The organism is Flavobacterium sp. SORGH_AS_0622 (assembly GCF_030818825.1).
In the GTDB taxonomy this organism is placed as follows: domain Bacteria; phylum Bacteroidota; class Bacteroidia; order Flavobacteriales; family Flavobacteriaceae; genus Flavobacterium.
Map to the genome: position 1 here is coordinate 2,618,618 of NZ_JAUTAX010000001.1, position 26,934 is coordinate 2,645,551.

The window sequence follows — 26,934 nt, forward strand, 5'->3', positions numbered from 1 at the left end:
TAATTATTGGAATTCTAAATTTTATTCAATTCTAAAGTTGTCAGATAACGTAACCCCTTTTTTAATCACAACAATTCCGTCTTTTATACTGTATAATTCATTAGTAAAATTATCCAAATGTTTTCCGCCGTTAATGTGAACATTATTTCCTATTCGTACATTTTTATCGACTAACGCATTTTTAATAAAACAATTTTCACCAATACCTACATGAATTTTATTAATACCGCTTTCATAATTTAGTTCATCCAGATCTTGATAGAAATCGTTACCCATTACATAACAGTTCTCTAAAACGGTGCCTTCTCCAATTCTGGAACGGATACCAATAACAGAACTTTTTATTTCTTTGGCATTAATAATACAGCCTTCAGAAATTAAAGATTGGTTAATAATAGAATTTCTAAATTTTGAAGGCGGCAATAATCTTGGTCTGGTAAAAATTTTATTCTCATTGTCGAATAAATTGAACTCTGGTATATCTGCTGTTAAACCAATATTGGCTTCAAAAAACGATTCAATATTTCCAATATCTGTCCAATAGCCTTCGTATTGATAACTTAATATTTTATGTTTTCCAACGGCCTGAGGAATAATTTCTTTACCAAAATCTTTAGTTTCCTGATCCCCCATTAATTCCACTAACAATGGTTTATTAAAAATATAAATCCCCATCGAAGCTAAATATTTTTTACCTTTTTCCTGCATATGTTCACTCACTTCAGATTCCCATTCAGGCAGCAATGAAGCGTGCGGTTTTTCTATAAAGGCATGAATATTATTCTCATGATCAGTTTTAAGAATTCCAAATTCTGGTGCATCTTTAGCATTTACTGGTAAAGTGGCAATAGAAATTTCAGCATCGGCAGCAATATGTGCTTCAAGCATTTCATTAAAATCCATTTGATATAACTGGTCACCAGAAAGAATTAAAGCATGATCGAAATCGTGTTTTAAAAAATGTGACATACATTGTCTCACAGCATCTGCAGTTCCCTGAAACCAAGTTGGATTATCTGGAGTTTGTTCTGCGGCCAAAATATCTACAAAAGATTGACTGAAAATACTAAAATTAAAAGTATTTTTAATATGTGCATTTAAAGATGCGGAGTTAAACTGTGTCAAAACAAATATTTTAAAAATATCAGAATTGATACAATTAGAAATTGGAATATCCACCAAACGATATTTTCCTCCAATCGGAACGGCTGGTTTTGATCTTGTTTCTGTTAATGGAAACAAACGTGATCCTTGTCCTCCTCCTAAAATAATAGCAACAACATTTTTCTTTTTAAATTTCATTTTTCTCAATTATTAGGTTGTATATCTCGATATAATCTTGGCAAACACTTTCCCAGGAATGGTCAGCTTCCATTCCTCTTTTTAAAACTTTATTGAAACTTATTTTATCATCGTATAATTTAACAGCTCGATTTATGGAATAACAAATATCTCCAACCGAAGCCTGATCATGGCAGATTCCATTGCCTTCATCACCAAAATCAATAACCGTATCTCTTAATCCTCCCGTTCTCCTAACAATCGGAATTGTTCCGTAGCGCATGGCGTACATTTGGTTTAAACCACAAGGTTCAACTCTCGAAGGCATTAAAATATAGTCAGATCCTGCATAAATCAAATGCGCTAATTCTTCATTATACCCAATAAAAACATTATAATTTCCTTTATAGTCATTACGCAATTGTGTTAACTGCGATTCAATTTCTGAATTTCCTGAACCCAAAATTAAAATATTGATGTTTTCAAAATTTTCAGATAAGGCTAATGCAGAAGCCTGAGGTAATAAATCTCCGCCTTTTTCTTCAAACAAACGTCCTATAAAACTAAACAAGGGTTTTGAAGGATCAAGTTCAAATTGTTCACACAATTTTTCCTTATTTTTTTGTTTGCCAATTTCAAAATTCTCTATCGAATAATTCTCCGCAATCATTTTATCTTTTAAAGGATTCCAGACTTCAATATCAATTCCGTTTAAAATTCCTTTTGATTTATTTCTAACAGAATTAAATAAATTTTCTAAACCGTTTGCTGCGTAATTAATTTCATTTAAATAACTCGGAGAAACTGTAGTAACAGCCTGAGCGCATTTTACTGCAACAGCTAGTGAGTTTATTGAATTGTTCCACTCTAAAAATCCAACGTGCTTCAAATCAAATTCTGGCAGATAGTGCAGTTTATCAAAACCAAACCATCCTTGATACAAACCATTATGAATGGTTATGACTGTTTTTAGATCTTTTAATTTTTCATATTTATAAGCAAATTGAGTTAAAAATGGAATTAACCCAGTATGGTGATCATGGCAGTTAATTACATCTGGAACTTCATTTCGAGCAATTATCCAATCTAAGGCCGCAATCTGAAAAGATAAAAACCGCTCTATATCGTCCTCATAACCATATACATTTGGACGATCGAATAATTCATTTATTTCTATAAGATATAGCTCATAACCTAATATATCTGTGCTTTCTTTAAGAACGCTAAAAGGAAAATTAAAACTTCCGAGTTTAACAGATCCCCAATGAACGCATTCGAATTGATTTTCTTTTTTAAATTTTGTGTCATAAGCAGGAACAACAACTCGTACATTATGGCCAGCATTAGTTTGATATTTAGGAAGCGCTCCAACCACATCGGCCAAACCACCAACTTTTGCCATTGGATAACATTCTGCACTAATATGAAATATTTCCATTTAGAAATTAATTTGCAATTATTATTTAAGAACAATCAGTAATATGTTACTTTTATGTTTTCTAAATTTAGCAAAAAATAAGCAAAGTTCCGCTTCCAAAAAAGTTTTATTGAAATGGCAAAAAAGGCAATCAATCCCACTAAATCATTAAAAATTCCTCAGATAATTATAATATCTGCCAAAATTTGCGCTTTTATTTCTAAAAAATTAGTTACAAAATTTGCTGCAAGAATATTTACAACACCAGTAAAACATAAAGTTCCAAAACGAGAATTTGAAATGGATCGTAAAAGCATTCAAAAAACAATTAATGTTCCTGCAATCGATAAGAGCGTTGTGACTTATGAATATGGCAAAAGTGAGCATAAAATATTATTAGTTCATGGCTGGTCTGGTCGCGGAACACAGTTATTCAAAATCGCTGATGAGCTTTTACAAAATGGCTATTCAACTATTAGTTTTGATGCTCCAGCACATGGAAAATCAGAAGGCAAAACCACAATAATGTCTGAGTTTATAGCTTCTATTCTTGAAATTGAAAAGGAATTTGGACCTTTTGAAATTGCAATTGGACATTCACTTGGCGGAATGTCTGTTTTAAATGCGATTAAAGACGGTTTAAAAGTAAATAAAGCTGTAATAATCGGAAGCGGTGATATTGTACAAGATATTTTGAATGAGTTTATTTTTAAATTAGGATTAAAAAAGGAAATTGGTGATAATTTAAGAGATTTATTTGAAGAAAAATATAAAGTCAAAATGGATGACTTTTCAGCATATCGAGCAGCTCAGAAAATAAAAATTCCAGTTTTAGTAATACATGATAATGATGATCCCGAAGTTCCGGTTAAAGCAGGAATTCACATTCATCAAAATCTTGAACAAGGAACCCTTTACCTAACAGACGGACTTGGTCACAGAAAAATATTAGGCAATCATAATGTGATTAAAAAAACTTTAGAATTCATTAAAATAAATTAACTTTATATAAGTAACACTTCAATATCAATTTTAAAAAAATATCACGAATGGATTTATTTGGAGAAACATTAAATTGGGAAACTAAATTAAAACCCATTTTAAAGAAATATAAGGACAAGAAACATCCTTTAGAATACAAAAATACGTACCAGCTTTTGGTAATGGTTGTTCTGTCTGCCCAAGATTCTGATGCCAATATTAATAATATTGCTCCGGCGTTGCTTGAAAAATTTCCAACATTAAATAGTTTATCAAAAACTGATTTGGAAACTTTTTTACCATATGTAAGTAAAGTTCGTAACCATGGAACAAAAGCAAATTGGCTTTTGGAAATTGCTAAATCAATTAAAAACGATAAAGATATTCCATTAACAATGTCAGGCTTAACCGCTTTAAAAGGTGTTGGAAGAAAATCGGCCAATGTTATTTTAAGAGAAACTCACCAACCAGCAGAAGGCATTATTGCTGATTTACACGTAATCCGAGTTGCGCCCAGAATTGGAATTGTAAAAGAGTCTAAAGACGGAAATAAAATAGAAAAAGACCTGATGCAGGTTTTACCAAAAAATATCTGGTCAGAAATTGGAATGGCAATTTCCTTTTTAGGAAGAGAAATATGCAGGCCTAAACCAAAATGCGAAGAATGTTTACTAACAGATATTTGTTTATATTATTATACTCAAGTACTTCATAATTAACTATTTTCTTCTGGTATCAATCAAATAAATGATTTTCCAAATATCTTTTTCTTTAAATAAAGTAAAAGTATTTACGCCTCTGTGGCTTAATTTATCATTGATGTAAAACTCATAAGGAGCCCAGACATGAGCCATGGTACCGTCAATTTGGATATTATAATTTAAAATTTTCTCTTGAAATTTCATATTTAAAGGAATAGAAGCGATAGATTTGTAAAATTCCTTAGTGCTTTCATCAGATAATTTATTTCCTTTTGAAGAACTTTCACTAATCGATTGTAGAATCATTTTATCTGCACAAACCGATTTTATCTTCATTGAATCTCTTTGATGAAAACCCTCAAAGAATACATCGATACTCTTTTGAACTTCTTGCTTTTGTGCATTTGAATAAATACAGAGAAAAAGAGAAAATAGAATAAAATAAGTCTTCATATAAAATAGATTAAATTAAACCTTTATCGTGTAAAATGATGTTTTAAATATCTAACAAACATATTATTCCTCTTCAATAAAAAAGTAAAAATATAAAAAATATTCAGTTTGACTGAATTTATAATTTCGCTTTAAAGCAAAAAAAAACTTCAATTAGCAAAGCCAATTGAAGTTTTTAGTACTCAGAGCGGGACTTGAACCCGCACGAACATTGCTGTTCACTGGATTTTAAGTCCAGCGTGTCTACCAATTTCACCATCCGAGCATTATGTGGTACCTCCAGGGATCGAACCAGGGACACATGGATTTTCAGTCCATTGCTCTACCATCTGAGCTAAGGTACCGTATTTACTTAAAGTAAATTTGGAATAAAAAACCTCGTTCTACGAACGAGGTTTTGAAAAAAAGGCGGCGACATACTCTCCCACAATACTGCAGTACCATCTGCGCAGGCGGGCTTAACTACTCTGTTCGGGATGGGAAGAGGTGAGCCCCGCCGCAATAACCACCTTAAGGTTTTTAGTTATGGATTTTGGTTTTTAGTTTATTGTTTTTCAACTCAAAACTTATAACCCAGGACTCATAACTGCCCGCGACGGGCAAATATTTTAACATACTGAGATAAAGAAAAGTAAATATATTTTAGAAAGTTTCTTCTCCCGGCCGCAGCCGGGAGAAAAGGGTGTACATAAGCTTACGGATTATTAGTACTACTCGACTATGACATTACTGCCTTTACATCTATAGCCTATCAACGTGGTCATCTTCCACGATCCTTAAAAGAAATCTCATCTTGTGGTGGGTTTCGCGCTTATATGCTTTCAGCGCTTATCCCTTCCAAACGTAGCTACTCTGCGGTGCCCCTGGCGGGACAACAGATACACTAGAGGTTTGTCCAATTCGGTCCTCTCGTACTAGAATCAGATCCACTCAAATTTCTAACGCCCGCAGTAGATAGAGACCGAACTGTCTCACGACGTTCTGAACCCAGCTCGCGTGCCACTTTAATGGGCGAACAGCCCAACCCTTGGGACCTTCTCCAGCCCCAGGATGTGACGAGCCGACATCGAGGTGCCAAACCCCCCCGTCGATATGAGCTCTTGGGGGAGATCAGCCTGTTATCCCCGGCGTACCTTTTATCCTTTGAGCGATGGCCCTTCCATGCGGAACCACCGGATCACTATGCTCTACTTTCGTACCTGATCGACCTGTATGTCTCTCAGTCAAGCTCCCTTATGCCATTGCACTCTACGCACGGTTACCAAGCGTACTGAGGGAACCTTTAGAAGCCTCCGTTACTCTTTTGGAGGCGACCACCCCAGTCAAACTACCCACCAAGCAATGTCCCCCGCTTTTGCGGGGTTAGGCCTCAGATAAACAAAGGGTTGTATTTCAACAATGACTCCAAAGCGCCTGGCGACGCCCCTTCAAAGTCTCCAACCTATCCTACACATCATTTATCCAAGGTCAATACTAAGCTATAGTAAAGGTGCACAGGGTCTTTTCGTCCCACTGCGGGTAAACGGCATCTTCACCGTTACTACAATTTCACCGAGCTCATGGCTGAGACAGTGTCCAGATCGTTACACCATTCGTGCAGGTCGGAACTTACCCGACAAGGAATTTCGCTACCTTAGGACCGTTATAGTTACGGCCGCCGTTTACTGGGGCTTCAATTCAATGCTTCTCCGAAGATAACATCTCCTCTTAACCTTCCAGCACCGGGCAGGTGTCAGGCCCTATACTTCATCTTACGATTTTGCAGAGCCCTGTGTTTTTGATAAACAGTCGCCTGGACCTCTTCACTGCGGCCCCGATTGCTCGGGGCGACCTTTCTCCCGAAGTTACAGGTCTATTTTGCCTAATTCCTTAGCCATGAATCTCTCGAGCACCTTAGGATTCTCTCCTCAACTACCTGTGTCGGTTTACGGTACTGGTGCTTATTACCTGAAGTTTAGAGGTTTTTCTTGGAAGCCCTTAGGCGCACTATCTCTTTGTCCGAAGACTCCGAGTACTATCGTATTTCACCATTCTCTGCGGATTTGCCTGCAGAGAATATAGCTAGGTACTTTAACGAACTATTCCGTCAGTCCGCGGCGCTTTCATCACTCCGTCACCCCATCACAGTAATAAGCAGTACGGGAATATTAACCCGTTGGCCATCGACTGTCCCTTTCGGGTTCGCCTTAGGACCAGACTAACCCACAGCTGATTAGCATAGCTGTGGAAACCTTAGTTTTTCGGTGTGCGGGTTTCTCGCCCGCATTATCGTTACTTATGCCTACATTTTCTTTTCTGACCGGTCCAGCATACCTTACGATACACCTTCTGCCCTGTCAGAATGCTCCCCTACCACTTACAGTAAACTGTAAATCCATAGCTTCGGTAATATGCTTATGCCCGATTATTATCCATGCTCGTCCGCTCGACTAGTGAGCTGTTACGCACTCTTTAAATGAATGGCTGCTTCCAAGCCAACATCCTAGCTGTCTGGGCAGACAAACCTCGTTCTTTCAACTTAGCATATATTTGGGGACCTTAGCTGATGGTCTGGGTTCTTTCCCTCTCGGACTTGGACCTTAGCACCCAAGCCCTCACTGTTATCAATCATTATACAGCATTCGGAGTTTGTCAGGAATTGGTAGGCGGTGAAGCCCCCGCATCCAATCAGTAGCTCTACCTCTGTATAACTAAAATAACGCTGCACCTAAATGCATTTCGGGGAGTACGAGCTATTTCCGAGTTTGATTGGCCTTTCACCCCTACCCACAGGTCATCCGAAGACTTTTCAACGTCAACCGGTTCGGTCCTCCACTGTGTGTTACCACAGCTTCAACCTGCCCATGGGTAGATCACACGGTTTCGCGTCTAACACTACTGACTAAAGCGCCCTATTCAGACTCGCTTTCGCTGCGGATCCATGTCTTAAACACTTATCCTTGCCAGCAACGTTAACTCGTAGGCTCATTATGCAAAAGGCACGCCGTCACCCCACGAAAGGGCTCCGACCGCTTGTAAGCGTATGGTTTCAGGATCTATTTCACTCCGTTATTCACGGTTCTTTTCACCTTTCCCTCACGGTACTGGTTCACTATCGGTCTCTCAGGAGTATTTAGCCTTAGCGGATGGTCCCGCCAAATTCAGACAGGGTTTCACGTGCCCCGCCCTACTCAGGATACCGCTATCTATTATACTCGTTGCCCGTACGGGACTGTCACCCTCTATGGTGCCCCTTTCCAGAAGCTTCCGGTTCCTTGTACATAAAATACCGCGGTCCTACAACCCCGGCACTGCCGTAACAGCACCGGTTTGGGCTAATCCGCGTTCGCTCGCCACTACTTACGGAATCACTTTTGTTTTCTTCTCCTCCGCCTACTTAGATGTTTCAGTTCAGCGGGTTTGCCCACCTATCGGTGTGCTATGCCTTCAGCATAGCGGGTTGCCCCATTCAGGTATCTGCGGATCAGTCGGTGTGTGCCCGTCCCCGCAGCTTTTCGCAGCTTATCACGCCTTTCATCGCCTCTGAGAGCCTAGGCATCCCCCATACGCCCTTATTTTGCTTATTGTACCAGTCTTAAAATCAATTATGACCGTTTTTTTTTGTTTTTTGTTACTAATAACAAAAAACGCTTTCTACTTTCTTATTATTTTCTTATCTCAATATGTCAATGAACTTTTGTCCTTTCGGACCTGTGGAGAATAACGGAGTCGAACCGTTGACCTCCTGCGTGCAAGGCAGGCGCTCTAGCCAGCTGAGCTAATCCCCCATTTTCTTAGTGATGAGTTATTAGTTATGAGTTATGAATTAGTTCTCATAAGGCCTCAACCCCTAAAATTTCCTTTTAATCAAGCTTACAGTCTTTTTTTATTCCGTCTTTTGTAATTTATAATTCATAATTTACAATTAACAATCTTAAAAAAGTAGTCCCGGGCAGACTCGAACTGCCGACCCCTACATTATCAGTGTAGTACTCTAACCAGCTGAGCTACGAGACTCTGTTTTACTTAATTTTCATTTCTTTTAAATTAACAGCAAGAGTAATACAATCTCCAATTCAGATACCTGCAGATAACCATCTTTTTTCCTCATCGTGCCTTTCAGCTAACAATTGAGGCTCTAGAAAGGAGGTGTTCCAGCCGCACCTTCCGGTACGGCTACCTTGTTACGACTTAGCCCTAGTTACCAGTTTTACCCTAGGCAGCTCCTTGCGGTCACCGACTTCAGGCACCCCCAGCTTCCATGGCTTGACGGGCGGTGTGTACAAGGCCCGGGAACGTATTCACCGGATCATGGCTGATATCCGATTACTAGCGATTCCAGCTTCACGGAGTCGAGTTGCAGACTCCGATCCGAACTGTGACCGGCTTTATAGATTCGCTCCTGGTCGCCCAGTGGCTGCTCTCTGTACCGGCCATTGTAGCACGTGTGTAGCCCAAGGCGTAAGGGCCGTGATGATTTGACGTCATCCCCACCTTCCTCACAGTTTGCACTGGCAGTCTTGTTAGAGTTCCCGACATGACTCGCTGGCAACTAACAACAGGGGTTGCGCTCGTTATAGGACTTAACCTGACACCTCACGGCACGAGCTGACGACAACCATGCAGCACCTTGTAAATTGTCTTGCGAAAGTTCTGTTTCCAAAACGGTCAATCTACATTTAAGCCTTGGTAAGGTTCCTCGCGTATCATCGAATTAAACCACATGCTCCACCGCTTGTGCGGGCCCCCGTCAATTCCTTTGAGTTTCATTCTTGCGAACGTACTCCCCAGGTGGGATACTTATCACTTTCGCTTAGCCACTGAAATTGCTTCCAACAGCTAGTATCCATCGTTTACGGCGTGGACTACCAGGGTATCTAATCCTGTTCGCTACCCACGCTTTCGTCCATCAGCGTCAATCCATTAGTAGTAACCTGCCTTCGCAATTGGTATTCCATGTAATCTCTAAGCATTTCACCGCTACACTACATATTCTAGTTACTTCCTAATAATTCAAGTCCAGCAGTATCAATGGCCGTTCCACCGTTGAGCGATGGGCTTTCACCACTGACTTACAAGACCGCCTACGGACCCTTTAAACCCAATGATTCCGGATAACGCTTGGATCCTCCGTATTACCGCGGCTGCTGGCACGGAGTTAGCCGATCCTTATTCTTACGATACCGTCAGGCTGATTCACGAATCAGTGTTTCTTCTCGTACAAAAGCAGTTTACAATCCATAGGACCGTCATCCTGCACGCGGCATGGCTGGATCAGGCTTGCGCCCATTGTCCAATATTCCTCACTGCTGCCTCCCGTAGGAGTCTGGTCCGTGTCTCAGTACCAGTGTGGGGGATCTCCCTCTCAGGACCCCTACCCATCGTTGCCTTGGTAAGCCGTTACCTTACCAACTAGCTAATGGGACGCATGCTCATCTTTCACCGTTGTGACTTTAATTACATCCCGATGCCGGGTCGTAATACTATGAGGTATTAATCCAAATTTCTCTGGGCTATCCCTCTGTGAAAGGCAGATTGCATACGCGTTACGCACCCGTGCGCCGGTCTCTAAATCCGAAGACTTATACCCCTCGACTTGCATGTGTTAAGCCTGCCGCTAGCGTTCATCCTGAGCCAGGATCAAACTCTTCATCGTATATTGTAATATTATACTGCGATGATTTATCTATCGGTTCTTTTCGAATCTTACGATTCTATTACTCTTATTCTTTTGTTTTAACATCTCTGTTAAAACGGCTGTCAATTCAATATGTCTACGAACGTGTCTTCTTTATCATTCCGCCTGTGTTTCAAAGCGGGTGCAAAACTAAAAATTCTTTTTGTTTCCTGCAAGAAAAAATTAAAGTTTTTTTTCGAAATTTTTAAATCTCTTTTTCTCTAATTCTCCTCTCAGTATCTCAAGGAACTTCCCGTATTTGCGGGGTGCAAATGTAATATCCGTTTTCCATTCCCACAAAGCTTTTTCTAATCTTTTTTGAAAATTTCTTTTCTCTTTTAATTAGCTTTTCCTGCCAGTCTGTCTGTGAACATTTCGTTGTTGCGGGTGCAAAAGTACCACCTTTATTTACATCTGCAAGACTTTTTTTTATATTTTTTCCATGTTTTTTATAAACGACTGGTCTTGTGTTTTTTACAAGACAAAGTTTTTTTCGCCGTTTTGCCTTTATTGCGGATTTTGGCTGTTTTGCTTCGCTTTGCCTGGTTTTGCCGCCAAGGCACTAAGGTCCGAAGTGTAGTTTTTTCTATGTTTTTTTAATCTCGCAGAGGCGCAGAGGCGCTAAGTTTCTATTTTTTACTTCGTTTTTTTTGAAATGGTCTTTTCTTGCCGATTTTTTTCTTCTGAAAACTAATGGCCCCAGCCCCGATAGTCCCGAGGATTCGGGAGGAAATCCTTTTTGGGGCGGGGTTCGCCTCAAAAAGATTGAAGCGGACAGCGGGAATAGCTCCTGATTAAAAAACAAATTCTAAATTCTAAATTTTAAATTCCAAATTTCAAATCATAGCATTGAGCTTCGACTCCGCTCAGCCTGACACTTGACATTTAAATTAAATTATAGTTCTCCTTTATATATGTATAAAAAACAAACCCGGCAGGTTTTAAAAACCTGTCGGGTTGCAGAACCTATTATCTATAGGAGTTATTTTTTATTTAGCTCTTTTGCTCTTTGTTGCCATTTAACAGAAAGGTCGTCGTAGTTTACAGGATTAGCTGGTTTTTGATTTACTAATCTTCCTGACTCAAACGCTCGAACTAAAATTGTTTCTATTAAATAATCTTCGTTTACATCGTATGGTTTGTATTCTGTTTTTAAACTTATATCGAATAAGTTTGCGGTCGTATTAGACACAAAAGCTTTAAAACCGCTTTTCAAGGTTTTGATGAGATCGTAAGTTGTGATTCCCGTTTGACGATGAATTAATTTTACAAGAATCTGTCCTTGCTTTCTAGAAAGCTTTTTAAGTCTTTCTTCGAATTCGTTATTTAAATAATCTTCTACTATTTTAAAATACTTCTTTTTTTCACGGTTTGTTTTTAAACGCGCCATCCCATTGTTTAAAGCTGTCAATCTATCCGAGGCTAATTTAGCGTACGGATAAACCTTATATACTCTGTTCTGAAGAATTTGAAATTGTTTCAATTCCTCAGGGTTCATCTTCTCTCCTTTTGAAATAATTATTTCAGGTAACTGGATGGTATCGTTTAAAATAGAATCTTGTTCTGTTAATATATACCCCATTTGTTCGTTCTCTTTTGGAGTAACTTGAGCGCTGGATGAAAAGGAAACTAATAGTATAAACAAAATAAAACTGGTAAATCTCATTGAATCATAATTTAAATGTAAAATTATATATTTATACACAACTCTAATACCAAATTTATATTTTAGCGGAAAAATATTTTTATGAGTACAAAATCTATCTTAAAAGATACTTCTATAGCTTTCTTAGAAAGCTACCTAAATAATGCTTCTCCTACTGGTTACGAAAGCGAAGGACAAAAGCTTTGGATGAATTATTTGAAACCTTATGTTGACACTTTTATCACAGATACTTACGGAACGGCTGTTGGAGTAATTAACCCTGATGCTCTTTATAAGGTTGTTATTGAAGGTCATGCTGATGAAATTTCGTGGTATGTCAATTATATTACTGAAGATGGATTATTGTATGTTGTTAGAAATGGAGGTTCAGATCATCAGATTGCACCTTCTAAGCGCGTTCATATCCATACTAAAAAAGGTATTGTTAATGGTGTTTTCGGCTGGCCGGCGATTCATACTAGATTACGTGATAAGGAAGAAGTTCCTAAAACAAGTAATATTTTTATTGATTTAGGATGCGAAAATAAAGAGCAAGTTGAAGCTCTTGGGGTCCATGTTGGATGTGTGATCACTTATCCAGATGAATTTATGATTTTGAATGAAAACAAATTTGTCTGCCGCGCTATCGATAACAGAATGGGTGGTTTTATGATTGCTGAAGTGGCTCGTTTACTTCATGAGAACAACAAAAAACTTCCGTTTGGTCTTTATATTGTAAATTCTGTTCAAGAGGAAATTGGTCTTCGCGGAGCTGAAATGATTGCACATAGGATAAAACCAAATGTTGCTATTGTGACTGATGTATGTCACGATACATCAACTCCGATGATTGATAAAAAAGTAGAAGGTGATTTGAAAATGGGAAAAGGTCCGGTTATCGCCTACTCTCCTGCTGTACAGAATAATTTACGCGATTTGATTGTTGAGACGGCGCAAGAAAATAAAATTCCATTTCAGCGTCATGCTACATCAAGATCTACAGGGACAGATACTGATGCTTTTGCTTATAGTAATGGAGGAGTTCCGTCAGCATTGATTTCACTTCCATTGCGTTATATGCATACGACTGTAGAAATGGTTCATAGAGATGATGTTGAAAATGTAATTCAATTGATTTATGAATCGCTTTTGAAAATTGAAAATAACGAGACTTTTTCATATTTTAAATAAGACATAAATGTAAATCCGGTTGGATTTGATTTAACCGGGTTTACAAATAATAAATTCACATGAAAATATTACTACTCGAAGACGACTTTACTTTATCAAAGGAAATCTCAGCATTCTTTACTTCAAAGACGTTCGAGTGTATTCCTTATTATGATGGTTCTCTATTGCTGAAAAAATATTTTCCATATGAATATGATCTAATCATTCTTGATATTAATGTACCTGGCACAAACGGAATCGATGTCTGCAAAGGTATTCGAGAAGTCGACAAAAAGACACCTATTATTATGCTGACTGCTTTTAGCGAAATTGAAGATAAACTATCTTCTTTTGATAATGGCGCAGATGATTATTTAGTAAAACCTTTTCACTTTGATGAATTGTATGCTAGAGTTCAGTCTCTTTTAAGACGAAAAGATGTTCCGCAACAGGTACAAGACAGAATAGTGATAAATGATCTTGAGATTTTTGAAGACGATATGAAGGTTTTTAGATGTGGTGAAGAAATTAAACTTACTCCAAAAGAGTTTAAACTTATTCTTATTCTCGCACATGCAAAAGGAAAGGTTCTTTCAAAGCAATTTATTGCAGAAAAGCTTTGGGATTATCATATTGAAACCAATCAAAATACTATTGAAGTTTATATTAATTTTTTGAGAAAGAAAATAGACAAAGATCATGATACAAAACTTATTCGCACCAAAGTTGGTTACGGATATTATCTAAGCGATCAAGAATGACATTAAAAAATCGAATATCACTTTTAGTTAGTTTACTGTTTACCATTCTATTTGGATTGGCATCTACGGTGATATTCATTTTATATTCTAATTATAGAAAAGAAGAATTTCGTGAACGACTTGAAATCAAAGCATTATCTAATATAAAATTATTAGTAAATGTAAAACAGGTTGACAATCAGCTTCTCAAAATAATAGATCAAAATTCTATTAATAAATTATATGATGAAAAAACATTAGTTTTTGATTCTAATTACAAATTGATTTACAGCAGTATTGATGATGCTAAAATTAATTGGTCTGTTGACGATTTAAAGTATTTAAAAAAGAATAAAACTTTTTTTAAACAACAGGGTAATTATGAAGTTTATGGTGTATTTTATGATACTAATGATAAAGATTTTTATGCTTTAATTTCCGCAACAGATGATTACGGAAATAGAAAACTGCTTTTTCTTCGATATACTTTGGTCATTTCATACATTTTTTTCACTACTATCTGCTGGCTCTTGACTTCTTTCATGGTTAGGAAAGCTATGAATCCGCTTAATGCTTTTCATCAAAAAATAAAAAACATAAACGAAAATAATCTCGATACCAGAATTGAATCTAAAAGCAGTAAAGATGAAATTGATCTAATTGCCGACGAATTCAATTTTATGATGGATCGAATTGAAATCTCCTACCAAAAACAAAAGGAGTTTACGGCACACGCGTCGCACGAATTGCGTACACCGCTTTCTAGAATGACTTCACAAATAGAAAATGCCGTTGCAGATCCTGATATTAAACCTAAAAGTAAATCCTTCTTAAATGCAATATTAACAGATGTTAATCACTTAAGTGAATTAATTAATTCGTTATTAATTCTTTCAAAAATCGACAATCGAAATGCTGAAAGTCATGAAATTCAGCGCATAGACGAAATTTTATTTTCATCTATTGAAAAGATAAACAAAACTTTTCCAGATTTTGTGATTCTTTTTGAAATGGAGGAAAGTGATGATCTAGAAACTGCATTAGAAATTGAGGGGAACAGAAATCTTTTAGAAATAGCCATTACAAACGTTTTAAAAAACGCTTATGTTTATTCAGATAATAAGCAGGCTAAAGTTAAAATTAGTACAGAAGACGATTTGCTTGTTTTATCGATTTCTAACTCTGGCAGAACTTTGACAGAGTTAGAACAAAAAAATCTTTTCCAGCCTTTTATGCGCGGAGAAAATGCGAAAGGAATAACAGGTTTTGGACTTGGACTTCGTATTGTAAATAGAATCCTTACTCTTCATAATTCACACATAACATACAGTATTCCAGTTAATAACATAAATTTATTTTGTATTATTTTTCGTAAATAATTTATTTTAAGCTATTTTTAAGGTGGATTTTAAGGTGTCTTAAAGTCAGCCGATAGCATATTTGTATAAAATAAATTTGATACGAATGAAAAAACTATATGCATTCTTACTATTTGTATTGCTCAATCAAATAGTAATGGCTCAAAAAACAGTCACACTTCAAGACTGCGAAAGCCAATTCTTAAAAAAGAATCTTTTTTTACTGGCATCTCAATACAACATCGATGCCTCAAAAGCATTAACCATTCAGGCCCGTATTTGGGATAACCCCACACTTTCTGCAGAATTGAATGCTTATAATCCAGAACGCGATAAGTATTTTGACATTGGTAAAGATGGCCAGAAAGTTTTTGCGGTAGAACAGTTAATTTATCTTGGCGGAAAAAAAAGAAATGAAGTAAGATTAGCGCAAGCAAATGAAAAGCTTGCAGAACTTCAATTCAACGATTTACTCCGCACCTTAAAATTACAGCTTCGCAAAAGTTTTTTCACCGTGTATTACAACACAAAGAATCTTGAAAATACTGATAAGCAAATTGTACATATTGAAAACTTAATTAATTCGTACTCAGTTCAGGCTCAAAAAGGAAATATTCCACTAAAAGATGTTGTGCGTTTACAATCGCTCTATCTTAATTTTAAGAACGAACGAATGGAAGTCGTTAATGACAATATAGAAGAACAGGCAAACTTAAAACTGCTGCTCAATGAAACTGAAAATGTGATTCCAGTTGTAAGCAAAGATGATTCTGATAAATATTTGAAAACAATTCCGTTTGATCTAGAAGGTTTCGAAGACCAAGCAATTGCCAATCGACCAGATTATTTAGCAAAACAAAAAGAAATTGATGCTAATGAATTGAATGTCAAATGGCAAAAATCACTTTCTGTTCCAGATATTACATTGGGAGCAAATTACGATCAGCGAAGTGGAGCCTTTAATAATGAAGCTAATTTAACAGTTGGAATTCCTTTACCGCTTTGGAATAAAAATAAAGGAAATATTAAATATGCTCAAACTATTCTGGAACAATCTAAAATTGAAAAACAAAACTTCGAATTGCAGCTGCAAACAGAGATTACTTCGGCTTGGACTAAATGGGATGAATCGAGACAAAATTATGCTGTTATTAAACCTACTGTAAATTCAGACTTTGAAGCTGTTTACAACGGAATGCTGACCAACTTTCAGAAAAGAAATGTAAGTCTTTTAGAATTTACCGATTTTATGGAAAGCTACAATCAAGCTATAATTCAATTAAATGAATTAAAGAAAAAAGTAGTGTTGGCGGGTGAAGAATTAAACAGTACAGTAAATAAAGATTTATTTTAAAAAATTAAAGAAATGAAACACACATTATTCATAGGAATCGCAATTGTAAGTCTATCTCTGGCAAGCTGCAAAAAAGAAGTAGAAAATCCTGAAACAAATACCTCTTTTGTTTTAAGTAACGATATGCTCAAAACAACTACAACTGCTGCTGCGGAAACTCAGCCATTAAAAAATGAACTTAGTTTTTATGGAAAAATTACTGCTGACAACAATAAAATGATCGATGTTTATCCGTTAGTTGGAGGAAATGTAATGAAAGTAAACGTTGAACTTGGAGATTATGTAAAGAAAGGGCAAGTCCTTGCAACTATAAAAAGTACCGATGTAGCAGATTTTGAAAAGCAGTCGATAGATGCTAAAAGTGATTTGCTTGTTGCTAAAAACAACTTAAAAGTTGCCCAAGAATTATTCGATGGTAAATTAAACTCTGAAAGTGATGTGCTTCAAGCTAAATCTGAAGTAAATAAAGCGCAGTCGCAATTGAGCAAGGTTCAGGAAACCTACAAAATTTATAATATCAAGCCAGGATCAATTTACGAAGTAACAGCGCCAATCAGTGGTTTTATTATTCAAAAAAGTATTAATCAAGACATGCTTTTACGTAATGACCGCTCTGAAAACATTTTTGATATAGCAGAAATCAGTGAAGTTTGGGCAATGGCCAACATCAACGAAATTGATATTAATAAAGTAAAACTGGGAACAAGTGCCGCGGTTACTACATTGAGTTATCCAGATAAAACATTTTACGGAAAAGTTGACAAAATCTACAACGTAATTGATCCCGAAACTAAAGCGATGCAGGCAAGAATCAAATTGAAAAATACGGATTACCTGCTTAAACCGGATATGAATGCAAATATAAAATTGTCTTTTAGCGAAAATCAATCTATGATAGCCGTACCTAGTAAAGCTATTGTATTTGATAAAAGTAAAAACTTTGTTGTGGTATTTAAAGACCGTAATAATATAGAAACTAGACAAGTAGAAGTATATAGAGTTGTTGGCGATATTACTTATATCTCAAGTGGTTTTAAAAGAAAACGAAAAGGTAATCACAAACAATCAGCTGTTTATTTATGGTGCTTTAAATAATTAAAACATGAACAAATTCATTAAAAATATTATTGCTTTTTCCTTAAAGAATAAAGCATTTACCTTCTTTTGGGTTGGGTTATTGGCTGTGGCAGGTTTTATTTCATTCAAAAATATGCCTATTGATGCTTTTCCAGACGTTACCAATACACAGATTATTATAATTACACAATGGAATGGGAAAAGTGCTGAAGAAGTAGAACGTTTTGTTACCTCTCCTATCGAAATCTCAATGAACTCAGTTCAGAAAAAAACGAGTGTTCGAAGCATTACCATGTTCGGATTATCTGTTATTAAAATCATTTTTGATGATGGAGTCGACGATACTTTTGCTCGTTTCCAAGTAAATAATCTGCTTAAAAACGTTTCTTTACCAGATGATGTAGAACCAGATGTTCAGCCACCATACGGTCCAACTGGTGAAATTTTCAGATATATTGTTAAAAGTAACAGCAGAGACAGCAGGGAATTATTGACTTACCAAAACTGGGTAATAGATAAACAGCTTCGCTCTCTTCCTGGTGTTGCAGATTTAAATGTTTTTGGAGGTCAGACTAAAACTTACGAAGTTGGCGTAGATCCTATTAAACTTGCTAAATACAATATTACTCCATTACAAGTTTACAATGCAGTTAATGCAGGAAATTTAAATGTTGGTGGTGATGTAATTGAAAAAAACGGACAAGCTTTTGTCGTTCGTGGTGTAGGTTTATTAAAATCTAGAGCTGATATTGGTAATATTATTGTTGATGATGCTGGTGGAAATCCAATTTTGGTTAAAAATCTAGCCGATGTTTACGAAAGTTCTATGCCAAGGGTTGGACAAACTGGTCTTGGAAATAATGACGATGCGGTTGAAGGAATCGTTGTAATGCGAAAAGGAGAAAATCCGCAGGAAACGCTTGCTCTAATAAAAGCAAAAATCAAAGACTTAAATGACAATGTTCTTCCAAAAGACATTAAAATAGAGACTTTTTACGATCGGGATAATTTAATGAATTTTACGACCGAAACGGTAATGCACAATTTATTTGAAGGTATTATCCTAGTTACCTGTGTTGTATTTCTTTTTATGGCCGACTGGCGAACTACTTTTACAGTTTCTATTGTAATTCCACTTTCGTTATTATTTGCGTTTTTATGTCTAAAAATGATGGGAATGAGCGCCAACTTATTGAGTTTAGGTGCAGTCGATTTCGGAATTATTATTGATGGTGCCGTCGTAATGGTCGAAGGTTTGTTTGTAGTTTTAGATCATCGAGCACATCAATTGGGAATGGAAAAATTTAATAAAATTGCAAAAGGAAGCTTAATTAAGAAAACAGGAACAGAAATGGGTAAGGCTATTTTCTTTTCTAAATTGATTATTATTACAGCTTTACTTCCAATTTTCTCATTCCAGAAAGTTGAAGGGAAAATGTTCTCTCCCCTAGCCTTTACTTTAGGTTTTGCATTATTAGGGGCACTTATTTTCACTTTAACTTTAGTTCCTGTTCTTTCTCATATTTTATTGAATAAAAATGTAAAAGAGAAACATAATCCGTTTGTGAATTTTTGGGACAGAATTGTTTCTAAAGGTTTTGCATGGACATTTAAGCATAAAGCAAAAACTTTAATTGCTTCTATTGGTTTGTTAGCCGCAGTTTTCTTTTCTGCAGGATTTTTAGGTACGGAATTTTTGCCGCAGTTAAATGAAGGTGCATTATGGGTTACTGCTGAATTACCAATGAGTACTTCATTGCCAGAAAGTGTTAAAACAGCAGCAATAATTAGAAAAGACCTAGAAAGTTTTCCAGAAGTTAAAAATGTTTTATCGCAAACTGGACGAAGCAATGATGGAACCGACCCAAATGGTTTTGGATTTATTCAGCTTCAAGTTGATTTAAAACCAAAAGCAGAATGGACACGAAAAATTTCTATGGATGATCTGATTAATGAAATGGATAATAAATTAAAAGTACATCAAGGAATTACTTATAATTATTCACAGCCAGTAATTGATAACGTTGCAGAATCAGTAGCTGGATTTAAAGCTTCAAATGCGGTTAAGATTTATGGTGATGATTTAAATAAATTAGATCAGCTTGCCAATGAAGTCCTAGCTCAAATTAAAGATATTCCAGGTATAAAAGATGCAGGAATTTTAAGAAATGTGGGACAGCCGGAAATAAGCGTAATCTTAGATCGTGAAAAAATGGCAGCTTACGGAGTAACTTTAAGTGATGCTCAAGCGGTATTAGAATTAGCTTTTGGAGGAAAAACTGCTACTGAAAAATACGAGGATGAAAAGAAATTTGATGTTCGTGTTCGTTTTTCTAAAGAATACAGAAAAGATGAAAAAGATCTTGAAGAAATTAAAGTTCCAACCATAAGCGGCATCAAAATTCCTTTGAAAGAAATCTGCGATATTAAAACCATTACAGGTCCAGCATTTATTTATAGAGATAATACGAAACGTTTTATTGGTGTAAAATTCTCTGTTCGTGATCGAGATTTAGGAAGTACAATTGCAGAAGCACAGTCAAAAGTTAATAAATTGAAACTTCCTGCAGGTTACACAACTGGATGGACCGGAGAATTTGAAAATCAGGTTCGTGCGAGTGCGCGTTTGGCTCAAGTTGTGCCTATTAGTTTAATTGGAATTTTTGTATTGTTGTTTATATTGTTCGGAAACTTTAAAGATTCTCTTCTTGTTTTAGCCAATGTTCCGTTTGCTATAATTGGTGGAATTATTGCACTGCATATTACAGGAATGAATTTCGGAATTTCTGCCGGGGTTGGTTTTATTGCCCTGTTAGGTATTTGTATTCAAAATGGAGTTATTTTGATATCTGAATTCCATCATAATTTAAAGGCCAAATTCACGCTCGAAGAATCCATATTTATGGGAGTAAAAGCCAGAACAAGAGCGGTTGTAATGACAGCATTAATGGCTTCAATTGGATTAATGCCTGCTGCAATTTCTACAGGAATTGGATCAGAATCACAAAAACCACTTGCAATTGTAATTATCGGAGGGCTTATAACAGCCACAGTTTTAACTTTATTGGTATTTCCAATTTTATTCTGGGTATTCAACAGAAAAAAACATGTACCAATTGAATAATAATTTTAATAGTTTTAGTTTAAATCAATTTGTTGGATTTAAAAAAGGAAAGCATCATTCTTTGTAATGGTGCTTTTCTGTTTATAAATTGTACAAGAAAATAAAGCATAAAAAAAGACCTTTTGCTCAGAAAGGTCTTTTTAATACTAACTCAAAACTTTTAAACTGTTATCTCAATTCTTTCAAAATCGCAATCGATTCTGTAGCATTTGATAATTCTGCATATTTTAATGCAGTGTATCCTTTTTCATTTTTCAAATTTGGACGAGCTCCATTTTCCAATAAAATTTTAACAATTTCATGCTTGTTATAACGAGCAGCGATCATTAAAGGTGTAAAATCTTCAGAGATTTGATTAACATCTGCACCGTATTCAATAAACTTTTTAACGGTTTGCAAATCTCCTTTACTAATAGCAATATTTAATGGGTTTGCTGTATAACCTGTACGCTCAATTGGATTTTTAATTGTTGAAACTCCATTTGAAGCCATTGCTACATTTCCAAATGTTACCAAGGCTAGTCCTAAATAAATAACTGATTTTTTCATAATGATTGATTGTTGTTAAATGATTGATGATGATGATTTTTAATTTCCATGTAAAAGTAACTATTTTTATCGTATTATGCATTGCAAAGTACCATGTTTTAACTAATTGTTAACAGTAACTTAATAAAAACATAATTAAAAGACTTGAACGTTACCAAATTCATGGTTTTACTATAATAGACTACAAAAAATAAAAAATGTTACAAAAAACTTGAAAAATTTTTCTTTTATTTTTTCAAATTCTTTAAATCAGTGTAAATAGAAATCTTTATTTTTTAACTTTACTATACAATTCAAACTATAAAGTCAATTGATTTAATAGCATTTTTACTTTAAATAATAACCAAAAAACAATAGCTATGATTATTATCAAAAGAATACTTGTCATTTTAATTTTAATTATCTCAATAGTATTAATAGTGGCTTATTTTATGCCAAAAGAATATGTCGTTGAAAGAGAAATTACAATCAATAAACCTGTTGACAGTGTTTTTAAATATGTAAAGTCATTAAAAAATCAGAATGAATTTAGTGTTTGGGCCAATATAGATCCGAAAATGAAAGTGAGTTATAAAGGTACTGATGGAACTGTAGGATCTGTGTCTTCTTGGGAAAGTAATGTAAAAGAAGTAGGAGTTGGTGAACAAGAAATAACAAAAATAACGGAAAATAGGCGAATAGATTTTGCGCTTCGCTTTAAAAAACCAATGGAAGACACAGCGGTTGGATTTATGTCAACGGAACCTATTTCTGGAAATCAAACAAAAGTAAAATGGGAAATAAATGGCGAAATTCCGTATCCAACAAATATTATGCTTCCAATGCTTAGATTAAACCAAATGATTGGAAACGATTTACAAAAAGGTTTGGAAAATCTTAAAAATATAATGGAAGAAAAATAAAATAGAACTTTATAAAAAGAAAAGCATCATTTTATCAATGATGCTTTTCTTTTTAATGGTATTATCTCAACCCTTTTAAAATAGCTACAGATTCTTCTGATTTTGCATATTTGGCATAATCTAATGCTTTTAAGCCATGGTCATTTTCGATTGAAGGTTTGGCTCCATTGGCTAATAAAATTTTAATGATGTCCACATGATTAAAACGAGCGGCCAGCATTAAAGGCGTCATATTTCGTACAATTTTATTAACATCAGCACCATATTCGATACTTTTTTTAACGTTTTCAAGATTACCCTGACATATAGCTTCATGCAAAGGTGATGCTAAGTAAGTTGAAATTTCAATTTGATTTTTAATTGCCGGCTTTTGATTAGAAGCTGTTGCAAAATTTGTAAATACAGCCAAAGCCGTTCCCAGAATGATTACTTTCTTTTTCATGATTGATGTTTGTTAAATAATTAATGATTGTGATGATTTCTAATTAGACGCATCTTATAGGCAAAACGTTGCATCAAAATGAAAAAAAAATTAAAAACTCTTAAAACAAGAAAGCGCAATCAGAAAAACTGAAATGCGCTTTTTGCATAATTAACATTATATTTTTAATTTGAATTTGCTATTTCAAATCAATCTTCACAAAAGAAAATGCCCTGCTGTAAGATATACAAATAGCAGGGCACTCTTTTTACTTTACGGTTTAAATAGTTAGTTTAAACCAGAAATTATTATTTAGAAGATAGGTATTCTAATACGTTTTTATTAATACGCTGATCAATATTATCAATATCAGCTTTTACGAATTTTTCTCCTAAGATATTCTCGTATAATTCAATATATCTTTCAGAAACAGATTCAATATATTCATCAGACATATCTGGAATCTGCTGTCCTTCCTGCCCTTGAAAACCATTTTCGATCAACCAGCGGCGAACAAATTCTTTAGAAAGTTGTTTTTGCTCCTCCCCTTTTTCTTGTCTTTCGGCATATCCGTCAGCATAGAAATAACGAGAAGAATCTGGTGTATGAATTTCATCAATTAAAACAATAACACCATCTTTAGTTTTTCCGAACTCGTATTTTGTATCCACTAAAATTAATCCGCGAGAAGCTGCAATTTCAGTTCCTCTTTGAAAGAGAGCACGAGTATATTTTTCTAAAATCAAATAATCTTCTTCAGAAACAATTCCTTTTGCCAAAATATCTTCACGAGAAATATCTTCGTCGTGAGAACCATTATCTGCTTTTGTAGTTGGTGTAATAATTGGTTCTGGGAATTTATCGTTTTCTTTTAAACCTTCTGCCATAGCAACACCGCAGATTTGTTTTCTTCCTGCTGCATATTCACGAGCTGCATGTCCAGACAAGTAACCACGAATTACCATTTCTACTTTAAAAGGCTCACATAAATGTCCAACAGCAACGTTTGGATCTGGAGTTGCAATTAACCAATTAGGAACAATATCTTGAGTCAATTCCATAAATTTAGTAGCAATCTGATTTAAGATTTGTCCTTTATATGGAATTCCCTTAGGCAAAACTACATCAAAAGCAGAAAGTCTGTCGGTTGCTACCATTACCAAAAGTTCGTCGTTGATATTATAAACTTCTCTAACTTTTCCGCGGTAAACTGATTTCTGATTTGGGAAATTAAAATTTGTAGTTGTGATTGTATTGCTCATTATCTTGTTGTGTTGTTTTTTATGAATGCAAATTTAAAATTATTTCAGAGAGTTACACCATGAAATTCTAAGATTCAGAAATAAAAAAATCCCTAAATAAAATATTTAAGGATTTTAGTTTGAATATGATTCAAAATTAACTTGAAGCTAATTCTTTATCTAAAATTTTAGATGCAATATATCTTGCTACACCATCTTCTGCATTGGTTTTAATAACTTCTAAATCTGGTAAAGTTTCTTTTAGAACCGCTGGTGCATTGCCCATAATTAAGCCTTTTCCAGACGCAGATAACATTTGCACATCATTAAATCCGTCGCCAAAAGAAACTGCTTGATCTAAAGTGTAACCTTCTTTTTCTAATACTTGTTCAATTGCAACTGCTTTATCTATAGATTTATCCATAAACTCTAAGCAGGTTGGTAAACTAAAAGCATGATGCAAATGTTCTGAAGAGTTTGCTAAAACATCGTCCTTTAGTTTTACTAATTTTTCATGATCGTCGCATGAAAAGAAAATTTTGATTGCGCCAAAATCTTCCAGATTTTTATAATCTACTAATTCTGGACGGTATTTTAATTCGGCTTGAAAAGAATTAAGTCTTTCGTTCCATTTGTTAGTCTGCCAAACATTTTCCTTAAATAAAACTACTGTAATTGCAGGATCAATTTCAACATTCAATGCGGCTTTAACCACATCACTGTCTAGGTTAAAAGCAAAAAGCTCTTCTTTATTTGGTGAATGAATTCTAGCTCCGTTTGAACTCACTAAATATACAGGAACTTCAAGTGTTTCAATAATTGCCATTGCATCAAGATGATGACGGCCAGTTGCTACAACTATAAGGTAATTTTGATTGTGCAGTTCTTGAAAAATTGATTTAGTATATTCTGAAATTCTGTGTTGAGGGTTGAGTAAAGTTCCATCAAGGTCACTTACTACAACTTTTATATTTTTAAGTTTTGTCATATTAATTATCAAATATTGATGTTATGCAAATTTACGGCTTTAAGCTCGTTTAGACAAAGTTTCCTAACTTTGAAATCCAAAAATGGGCTAAGTTTATTATTTATTTAACTATTTGATTAAATATTGCGTTTTAAATATTTTAAACTTTTATAATTCCTAATTTATATAAGTTTACAGCTTTCTGAATTACAATTTCAATTTCTTCTAAAGGTAAATCTTCATTAACATCAAACATCATAATTTTCATTCTCGAACGCTTTTCCTGAATCAGAAATGGTTCGTCAAAATGTTTTCCTTCCACAATTCCGATATACGGTTTTTTAAGTTTTTTATGAATCCATAAATAGCAAAACATTTTACGTTTATAACAGAAAAAAGGCATTCCGTATTTTAAAGTATTCGTTATATTTTCATCTTGTTTCAAAATGATTTCTTTTAATGCCAAAAATATTCCTTTTACAGGTTCTTCTTGATTTAAGTAGAAATCATCTAATTGTTTCATTGTATCTTCACTTTTTAATAAATCGACTTAAAATTAAAAATGTTGGAAATAACATAATTAACTGAATTAAAAAAACAGGATAAAGCAAATCAGCGTTAGCATATCTATAACCAAAGCTTACAATTGATACAGGAAAAGTTATTATTAATCCAAACAATGACCAACTTCCTTAAAATAAATCTTTAGGATAAGTGGAGCATACAGACAACGTTCCTAATCCTACATAAATAAAGAAATTTTAAATGCAAAAACTCTATTACCAATGATTTTTATAGTCTTCATTTATTAATTTTAAAAAAAATATTCGTTTTACACTTTTCCAAAGAAACAAGTGTAAAACGAATATTAATAAATGTTAAAACACAATTCACGATTTACATTTAACATTTTACTAAAATTAAAAATTAGTCGTGATTCTCTATTTGTTTGTAGGCATCAATTACCTTTTTAACCAATCTGTGGCGAACGATATCTTTATCATCCAGATAAATAATTCCGATTCCGTCAATATCTTTCAGAACCAAAATCGCTTCTTTCAGACCAGAAATAGTTCTTCGTGGTAAATCTACCTGTCCAGGATCGCCAGTAATCATAAATTTGGCGTTCTTACCCATACGGGTCAAAAACATTTTCATCTGTGAGTGAGTGGTGTTCTGGGCTTCATCAAGGATTACAAAGGCATTGTCAAGCGTTCGACCGCGCATAAACGCAAGAGGCGCAATCTGAATAATTCCTTTTAAAATGTAATCTTCGAGTTTTTCGTTGGGAAGCATGTCACGCAGCGCATCGTAAAGCGGCTGCATGTAAGGATCGAGTTTTTCTTTCATATCCCCAGGCAGAAATCCGAGATTTTCTCCGGCTTCCACTGCAGGACGAGTCAAAATAATCCTTTTTACTTCTTTATCTTTTAACATTTTAACCGCCATAGCGACACCGGTATACGTTTTTCCAGTTCCAGCAGGACCAATAGCAAAGACCATATCATTTTTCTTAATAGTATCAACCAGCAATTGCTGATTTGGCGTCATCGCTTTGATAATCTTACCGCCAACACCATGAACTAAGATTTTGTCATGATCGTAAGCTCTTTTATCTTCTTGACCATCACTCATGATTACACGTTCAATTACATTATCATCAATATTATTGTATCGTGTGAAATGAAGCATTAATCTTTGAAATCTTTTTTCAAATTCATCTAAAACTTCTTTTTCGCCAAATGCTTTTAAAGTTGTCCCTCGCGCTACGATTTTAAGCTTTGGGTAATACTTTTTAATAATTTCTAGATGGCTGTCCTGTGCGCCCCAAAATTCTTTTGGTGCAATATCTACTAGCTCGATTATTCTTTCGTTCAAATGAAGTAGTTTTAAATTA

Annotated in this window: 19 protein-coding genes, 4 tRNA genes and 3 rRNA genes; 9 read left to right on the forward strand and 17 right to left on the reverse strand. The window is 35.0% G+C overall.

Going from position 1 to position 26,934, the window contains the following annotated elements; genetic code table 11:
• Positions 1–21 precede the first annotated feature (21 nt).
• The gene (locus tag QE431_RS11470) at positions 22–1,302 is read right to left on the reverse strand and encodes a glucose-1-phosphate adenylyltransferase (RefSeq protein ID WP_281865725.1); all 1,281 of its coding nucleotides are present in this window, start codon (positions 1,300–1,302) and stop codon (positions 22–24) included.
• On the reverse strand, positions 1,292–2,719 hold the full coding sequence (locus tag QE431_RS11475; RefSeq protein WP_307295911.1) for a glycogen synthase: 1,428 nt from the start codon (positions 2,717–2,719) through the stop codon (positions 1,292–1,294). The genes QE431_RS11470 and QE431_RS11475 overlap by 11 nt, the downstream gene beginning before the upstream one ends.
• A gap of 114 nt (positions 2,720–2,833) precedes the next feature.
• Between QE431_RS11475 and QE431_RS11480 the strand changes: the two genes are divergently transcribed.
• On the forward strand, positions 2,834–3,700 hold the full coding sequence (locus QE431_RS11480; RefSeq protein ID WP_057117848.1) for an alpha/beta hydrolase: 867 nt from the start codon (positions 2,834–2,836) through the stop codon (positions 3,698–3,700).
• A gap of 47 nt (positions 3,701–3,747) precedes the next feature.
• Positions 3,748–4,398: an endonuclease III gene (gene nth / locus QE431_RS11485; RefSeq protein WP_307295913.1), complete on the forward strand. Its 651-nt coding sequence runs from the start codon at positions 3,748–3,750 to the stop codon at positions 4,396–4,398.
• Here the strand turns inward: nth and QE431_RS11490 are convergent, their stop codons facing one another.
• From QE431_RS11490 to QE431_RS11530, 9 genes are all read right to left on the reverse strand, one after another.
• A complete protein-coding gene (locus tag QE431_RS11490) occupies positions 4,399–4,833 on the reverse strand; it encodes a nuclear transport factor 2 family protein (protein ID WP_307295915.1) in 435 nt (144 codons plus the stop codon).
• A 179-nt stretch (positions 4,834–5,012) separates the two neighbouring features.
• A tRNA-Leu gene (locus QE431_RS11495) sits at positions 5,013–5,098 on the reverse strand.
• Between the two features lie 6 nt (positions 5,099–5,104).
• Positions 5,105–5,177 (reverse strand) — tRNA-Phe (locus QE431_RS11500).
• A gap of 59 nt (positions 5,178–5,236) precedes the next feature.
• Positions 5,237–5,346 (reverse strand): 5S ribosomal RNA (gene rrf / locus QE431_RS11505).
• Positions 5,347–5,517: 171 nt separating this feature from the next.
• Positions 5,518–8,399, reverse strand: a 23S ribosomal RNA gene (locus QE431_RS11510).
• 127 nt (positions 8,400–8,526) lie between these two features.
• Positions 8,527–8,600: transfer RNA gene (locus QE431_RS11515), tRNA-Ala, on the reverse strand.
• A 155-nt stretch (positions 8,601–8,755) separates the two neighbouring features.
• Positions 8,756–8,829 (reverse strand) — tRNA-Ile (locus tag QE431_RS11520).
• Between the two features lie 125 nt (positions 8,830–8,954).
• Positions 8,955–10,468 (reverse strand): 16S ribosomal RNA (locus QE431_RS11525).
• Together the 16S, 23S and 5S rRNA genes with 4 tRNA genes alongside form the textbook arrangement of a ribosomal RNA operon.
• A gap of 1,003 nt (positions 10,469–11,471) precedes the next feature.
• Positions 11,472–12,155 carry a DUF4294 domain-containing protein gene (locus tag QE431_RS11530; RefSeq protein ID WP_134142859.1) on the reverse strand — a complete coding sequence of 228 codons (684 nt, stop codon included), beginning with the start codon at positions 12,153–12,155 and terminating at the stop codon, positions 11,472–11,474.
• Between the two features lie 81 nt (positions 12,156–12,236).
• Here QE431_RS11530 and QE431_RS11535 point away from each other — a divergent pair, with 81 nt between their 5' ends.
• The 6 genes from QE431_RS11535 (at position 12,237) to QE431_RS11560 (ending at position 20,957) form a co-directional block, all read left to right on the forward strand.
• Positions 12,237–13,325, forward strand: coding sequence for a M42 family metallopeptidase (locus tag QE431_RS11535; RefSeq protein WP_307295922.1), 1,089 nt, complete (start codon positions 12,237–12,239; stop codon positions 13,323–13,325).
• 59 nt (positions 13,326–13,384) lie between these two features.
• Positions 13,385–14,065 carry a response regulator transcription factor gene (locus QE431_RS11540; RefSeq protein ID WP_307295925.1) on the forward strand — a complete coding sequence of 227 codons (681 nt, stop codon included), beginning with the start codon at positions 13,385–13,387 and terminating at the stop codon, positions 14,063–14,065.
• A complete protein-coding gene (locus tag QE431_RS11545) occupies positions 14,062–15,423 on the forward strand; it encodes a HAMP domain-containing sensor histidine kinase (RefSeq protein ID WP_307295927.1) in 1,362 nt (453 codons plus the stop codon). The genes QE431_RS11540 and QE431_RS11545 overlap by 4 nt, the downstream gene beginning before the upstream one ends.
• An 85-nt stretch (positions 15,424–15,508) precedes the next feature.
• Complete coding sequence (locus QE431_RS11550; protein WP_307295928.1) at positions 15,509–16,756, forward strand: TolC family protein; 1,248 nt, start codon at positions 15,509–15,511, stop codon at positions 16,754–16,756.
• A 12-nt stretch (positions 16,757–16,768) separates the two neighbouring features.
• Positions 16,769–17,851 carry an efflux RND transporter periplasmic adaptor subunit gene (locus tag QE431_RS11555; protein ID WP_307295930.1) on the forward strand — a complete coding sequence of 361 codons (1,083 nt, stop codon included), beginning with the start codon at positions 16,769–16,771 and terminating at the stop codon, positions 17,849–17,851.
• Between the two features lie 7 nt (positions 17,852–17,858).
• Entirely contained in the window at positions 17,859–20,957 is a 3,099-nt protein-coding gene (locus QE431_RS11560) for an efflux RND transporter permease subunit (RefSeq protein WP_307295931.1), read from the forward strand.
• Positions 20,958–21,125: 168 nt separating this feature from the next.
• Here the strand turns inward: QE431_RS11560 and QE431_RS11565 are convergent, their stop codons facing one another.
• A complete protein-coding gene (locus tag QE431_RS11565) occupies positions 21,126–21,506 on the reverse strand; it encodes an ankyrin repeat domain-containing protein (RefSeq protein WP_134142868.1) in 381 nt (126 codons plus the stop codon).
• A gap of 359 nt (positions 21,507–21,865) precedes the next feature.
• Here QE431_RS11565 and QE431_RS11570 point away from each other — a divergent pair, with 359 nt between their 5' ends.
• Complete coding sequence (locus QE431_RS11570; RefSeq protein ID WP_307295933.1) at positions 21,866–22,408, forward strand: SRPBCC family protein; 543 nt, start codon at positions 21,866–21,868, stop codon at positions 22,406–22,408.
• Positions 22,409–22,469: 61 nt separating this feature from the next.
• Here the strand turns inward: QE431_RS11570 and QE431_RS11575 are convergent, their stop codons facing one another.
• The 5 genes from QE431_RS11575 to QE431_RS11595 all read right to left on the reverse strand — a co-directional run bounded on the left by QE431_RS11575 (position 22,470) and on the right by QE431_RS11595 (position 26,915).
• Positions 22,470–22,850 (reverse strand): ankyrin repeat domain-containing protein, encoded by a 381-nt coding sequence (locus QE431_RS11575; RefSeq protein ID WP_307295935.1) that lies wholly within the window; start codon positions 22,848–22,850, stop codon positions 22,470–22,472.
• A 287-nt stretch (positions 22,851–23,137) separates the two neighbouring features.
• Positions 23,138–24,091, reverse strand: a complete 954-nt coding sequence (locus QE431_RS11580) for a phosphoribosylaminoimidazolesuccinocarboxamide synthase (RefSeq protein ID WP_307295937.1) — start codon at positions 24,089–24,091, stop codon at positions 23,138–23,140.
• Between the two features lie 136 nt (positions 24,092–24,227).
• Entirely contained in the window at positions 24,228–25,058 is an 831-nt protein-coding gene (locus tag QE431_RS11585) for a Cof-type HAD-IIB family hydrolase (RefSeq protein ID WP_134142872.1), read from the reverse strand.
• A gap of 139 nt (positions 25,059–25,197) precedes the next feature.
• The gene (locus QE431_RS11590; RefSeq protein WP_307295942.1) at positions 25,198–25,560 is read right to left on the reverse strand and encodes a DUF1801 domain-containing protein; all 363 of its coding nucleotides are present in this window, start codon (positions 25,558–25,560) and stop codon (positions 25,198–25,200) included.
• 404 nt (positions 25,561–25,964) lie between these two features.
• Positions 25,965–26,915 carry a PhoH family protein gene (locus QE431_RS11595; RefSeq protein WP_134142876.1) on the reverse strand — a complete coding sequence of 317 codons (951 nt, stop codon included), beginning with the start codon at positions 26,913–26,915 and terminating at the stop codon, positions 25,965–25,967.
• Between the last annotated feature and the right edge of the window lie 19 nt (positions 26,916–26,934).

Excerpts from the sequence above, each read along its gene's own strand:
- QE431_RS11545 (WP_307295927.1), top strand. The coding sequence starts at position 14,062 with ATGACATTAAAAAATCGAATATCACTTTTAGTTAGTTTACTGTTTACC.
- QE431_RS11570 (WP_307295933.1), top strand. The coding sequence starts at position 21,866 with ATGATTATTATCAAAAGAATACTTGTCATTTTAATTTTAATTATCTCA.
- QE431_RS11585 (WP_134142872.1), bottom strand. The coding sequence starts at position 25,058 with ATGACAAAACTTAAAAATATAAAAGTTGTAGTAAGTGACCTTGATGGA.
- QE431_RS11530 (WP_134142859.1), bottom strand. The coding sequence starts at position 12,155 with ATGAGATTTACCAGTTTTATTTTGTTTATACTATTAGTTTCCTTTTCA.
- QE431_RS11540 (WP_307295925.1), top strand. The coding sequence starts at position 13,385 with ATGAAAATATTACTACTCGAAGACGACTTTACTTTATCAAAGGAAATC.
- QE431_RS11475 (WP_307295911.1), bottom strand. The coding sequence starts at position 2,719 with ATGGAAATATTTCATATTAGTGCAGAATGTTATCCAATGGCAAAAGTT.
- QE431_RS11560 (WP_307295931.1), top strand. The coding sequence starts at position 17,859 with ATGAACAAATTCATTAAAAATATTATTGCTTTTTCCTTAAAGAATAAA.
- QE431_RS11565 (WP_134142868.1), bottom strand. The coding sequence starts at position 21,506 with ATGAAAAAATCAGTTATTTATTTAGGACTAGCCTTGGTAACATTTGGA.
- QE431_RS11590 (WP_307295942.1), bottom strand. The coding sequence starts at position 25,560 with ATGAAACAATTAGATGATTTCTACTTAAATCAAGAAGAACCTGTAAAA.
- QE431_RS11490 (WP_307295915.1), bottom strand. The coding sequence starts at position 4,833 with ATGAAGACTTATTTTATTCTATTTTCTCTTTTTCTCTGTATTTATTCA.
- QE431_RS11550 (WP_307295928.1), top strand. The coding sequence starts at position 15,509 with ATGAAAAAACTATATGCATTCTTACTATTTGTATTGCTCAATCAAATA.
- QE431_RS11535 (WP_307295922.1), top strand. The coding sequence starts at position 12,237 with ATGAGTACAAAATCTATCTTAAAAGATACTTCTATAGCTTTCTTAGAA.
- QE431_RS11580 (WP_307295937.1), bottom strand. The coding sequence starts at position 24,091 with ATGAGCAATACAATCACAACTACAAATTTTAATTTCCCAAATCAGAAA.
- QE431_RS11470 (WP_281865725.1), bottom strand. The coding sequence starts at position 1,302 with ATGAAATTTAAAAAGAAAAATGTTGTTGCTATTATTTTAGGAGGAGGA.
- QE431_RS11575 (WP_307295935.1), bottom strand. The coding sequence starts at position 22,850 with ATGAAAAAGAAAGTAATCATTCTGGGAACGGCTTTGGCTGTATTTACA.
- nth (WP_307295913.1), top strand. The coding sequence starts at position 3,748 with ATGGATTTATTTGGAGAAACATTAAATTGGGAAACTAAATTAAAACCC.
- QE431_RS11480 (WP_057117848.1), top strand. The coding sequence starts at position 2,834 with ATGGCAAAAAAGGCAATCAATCCCACTAAATCATTAAAAATTCCTCAG.
- QE431_RS11555 (WP_307295930.1), top strand. The coding sequence starts at position 16,769 with ATGAAACACACATTATTCATAGGAATCGCAATTGTAAGTCTATCTCTG.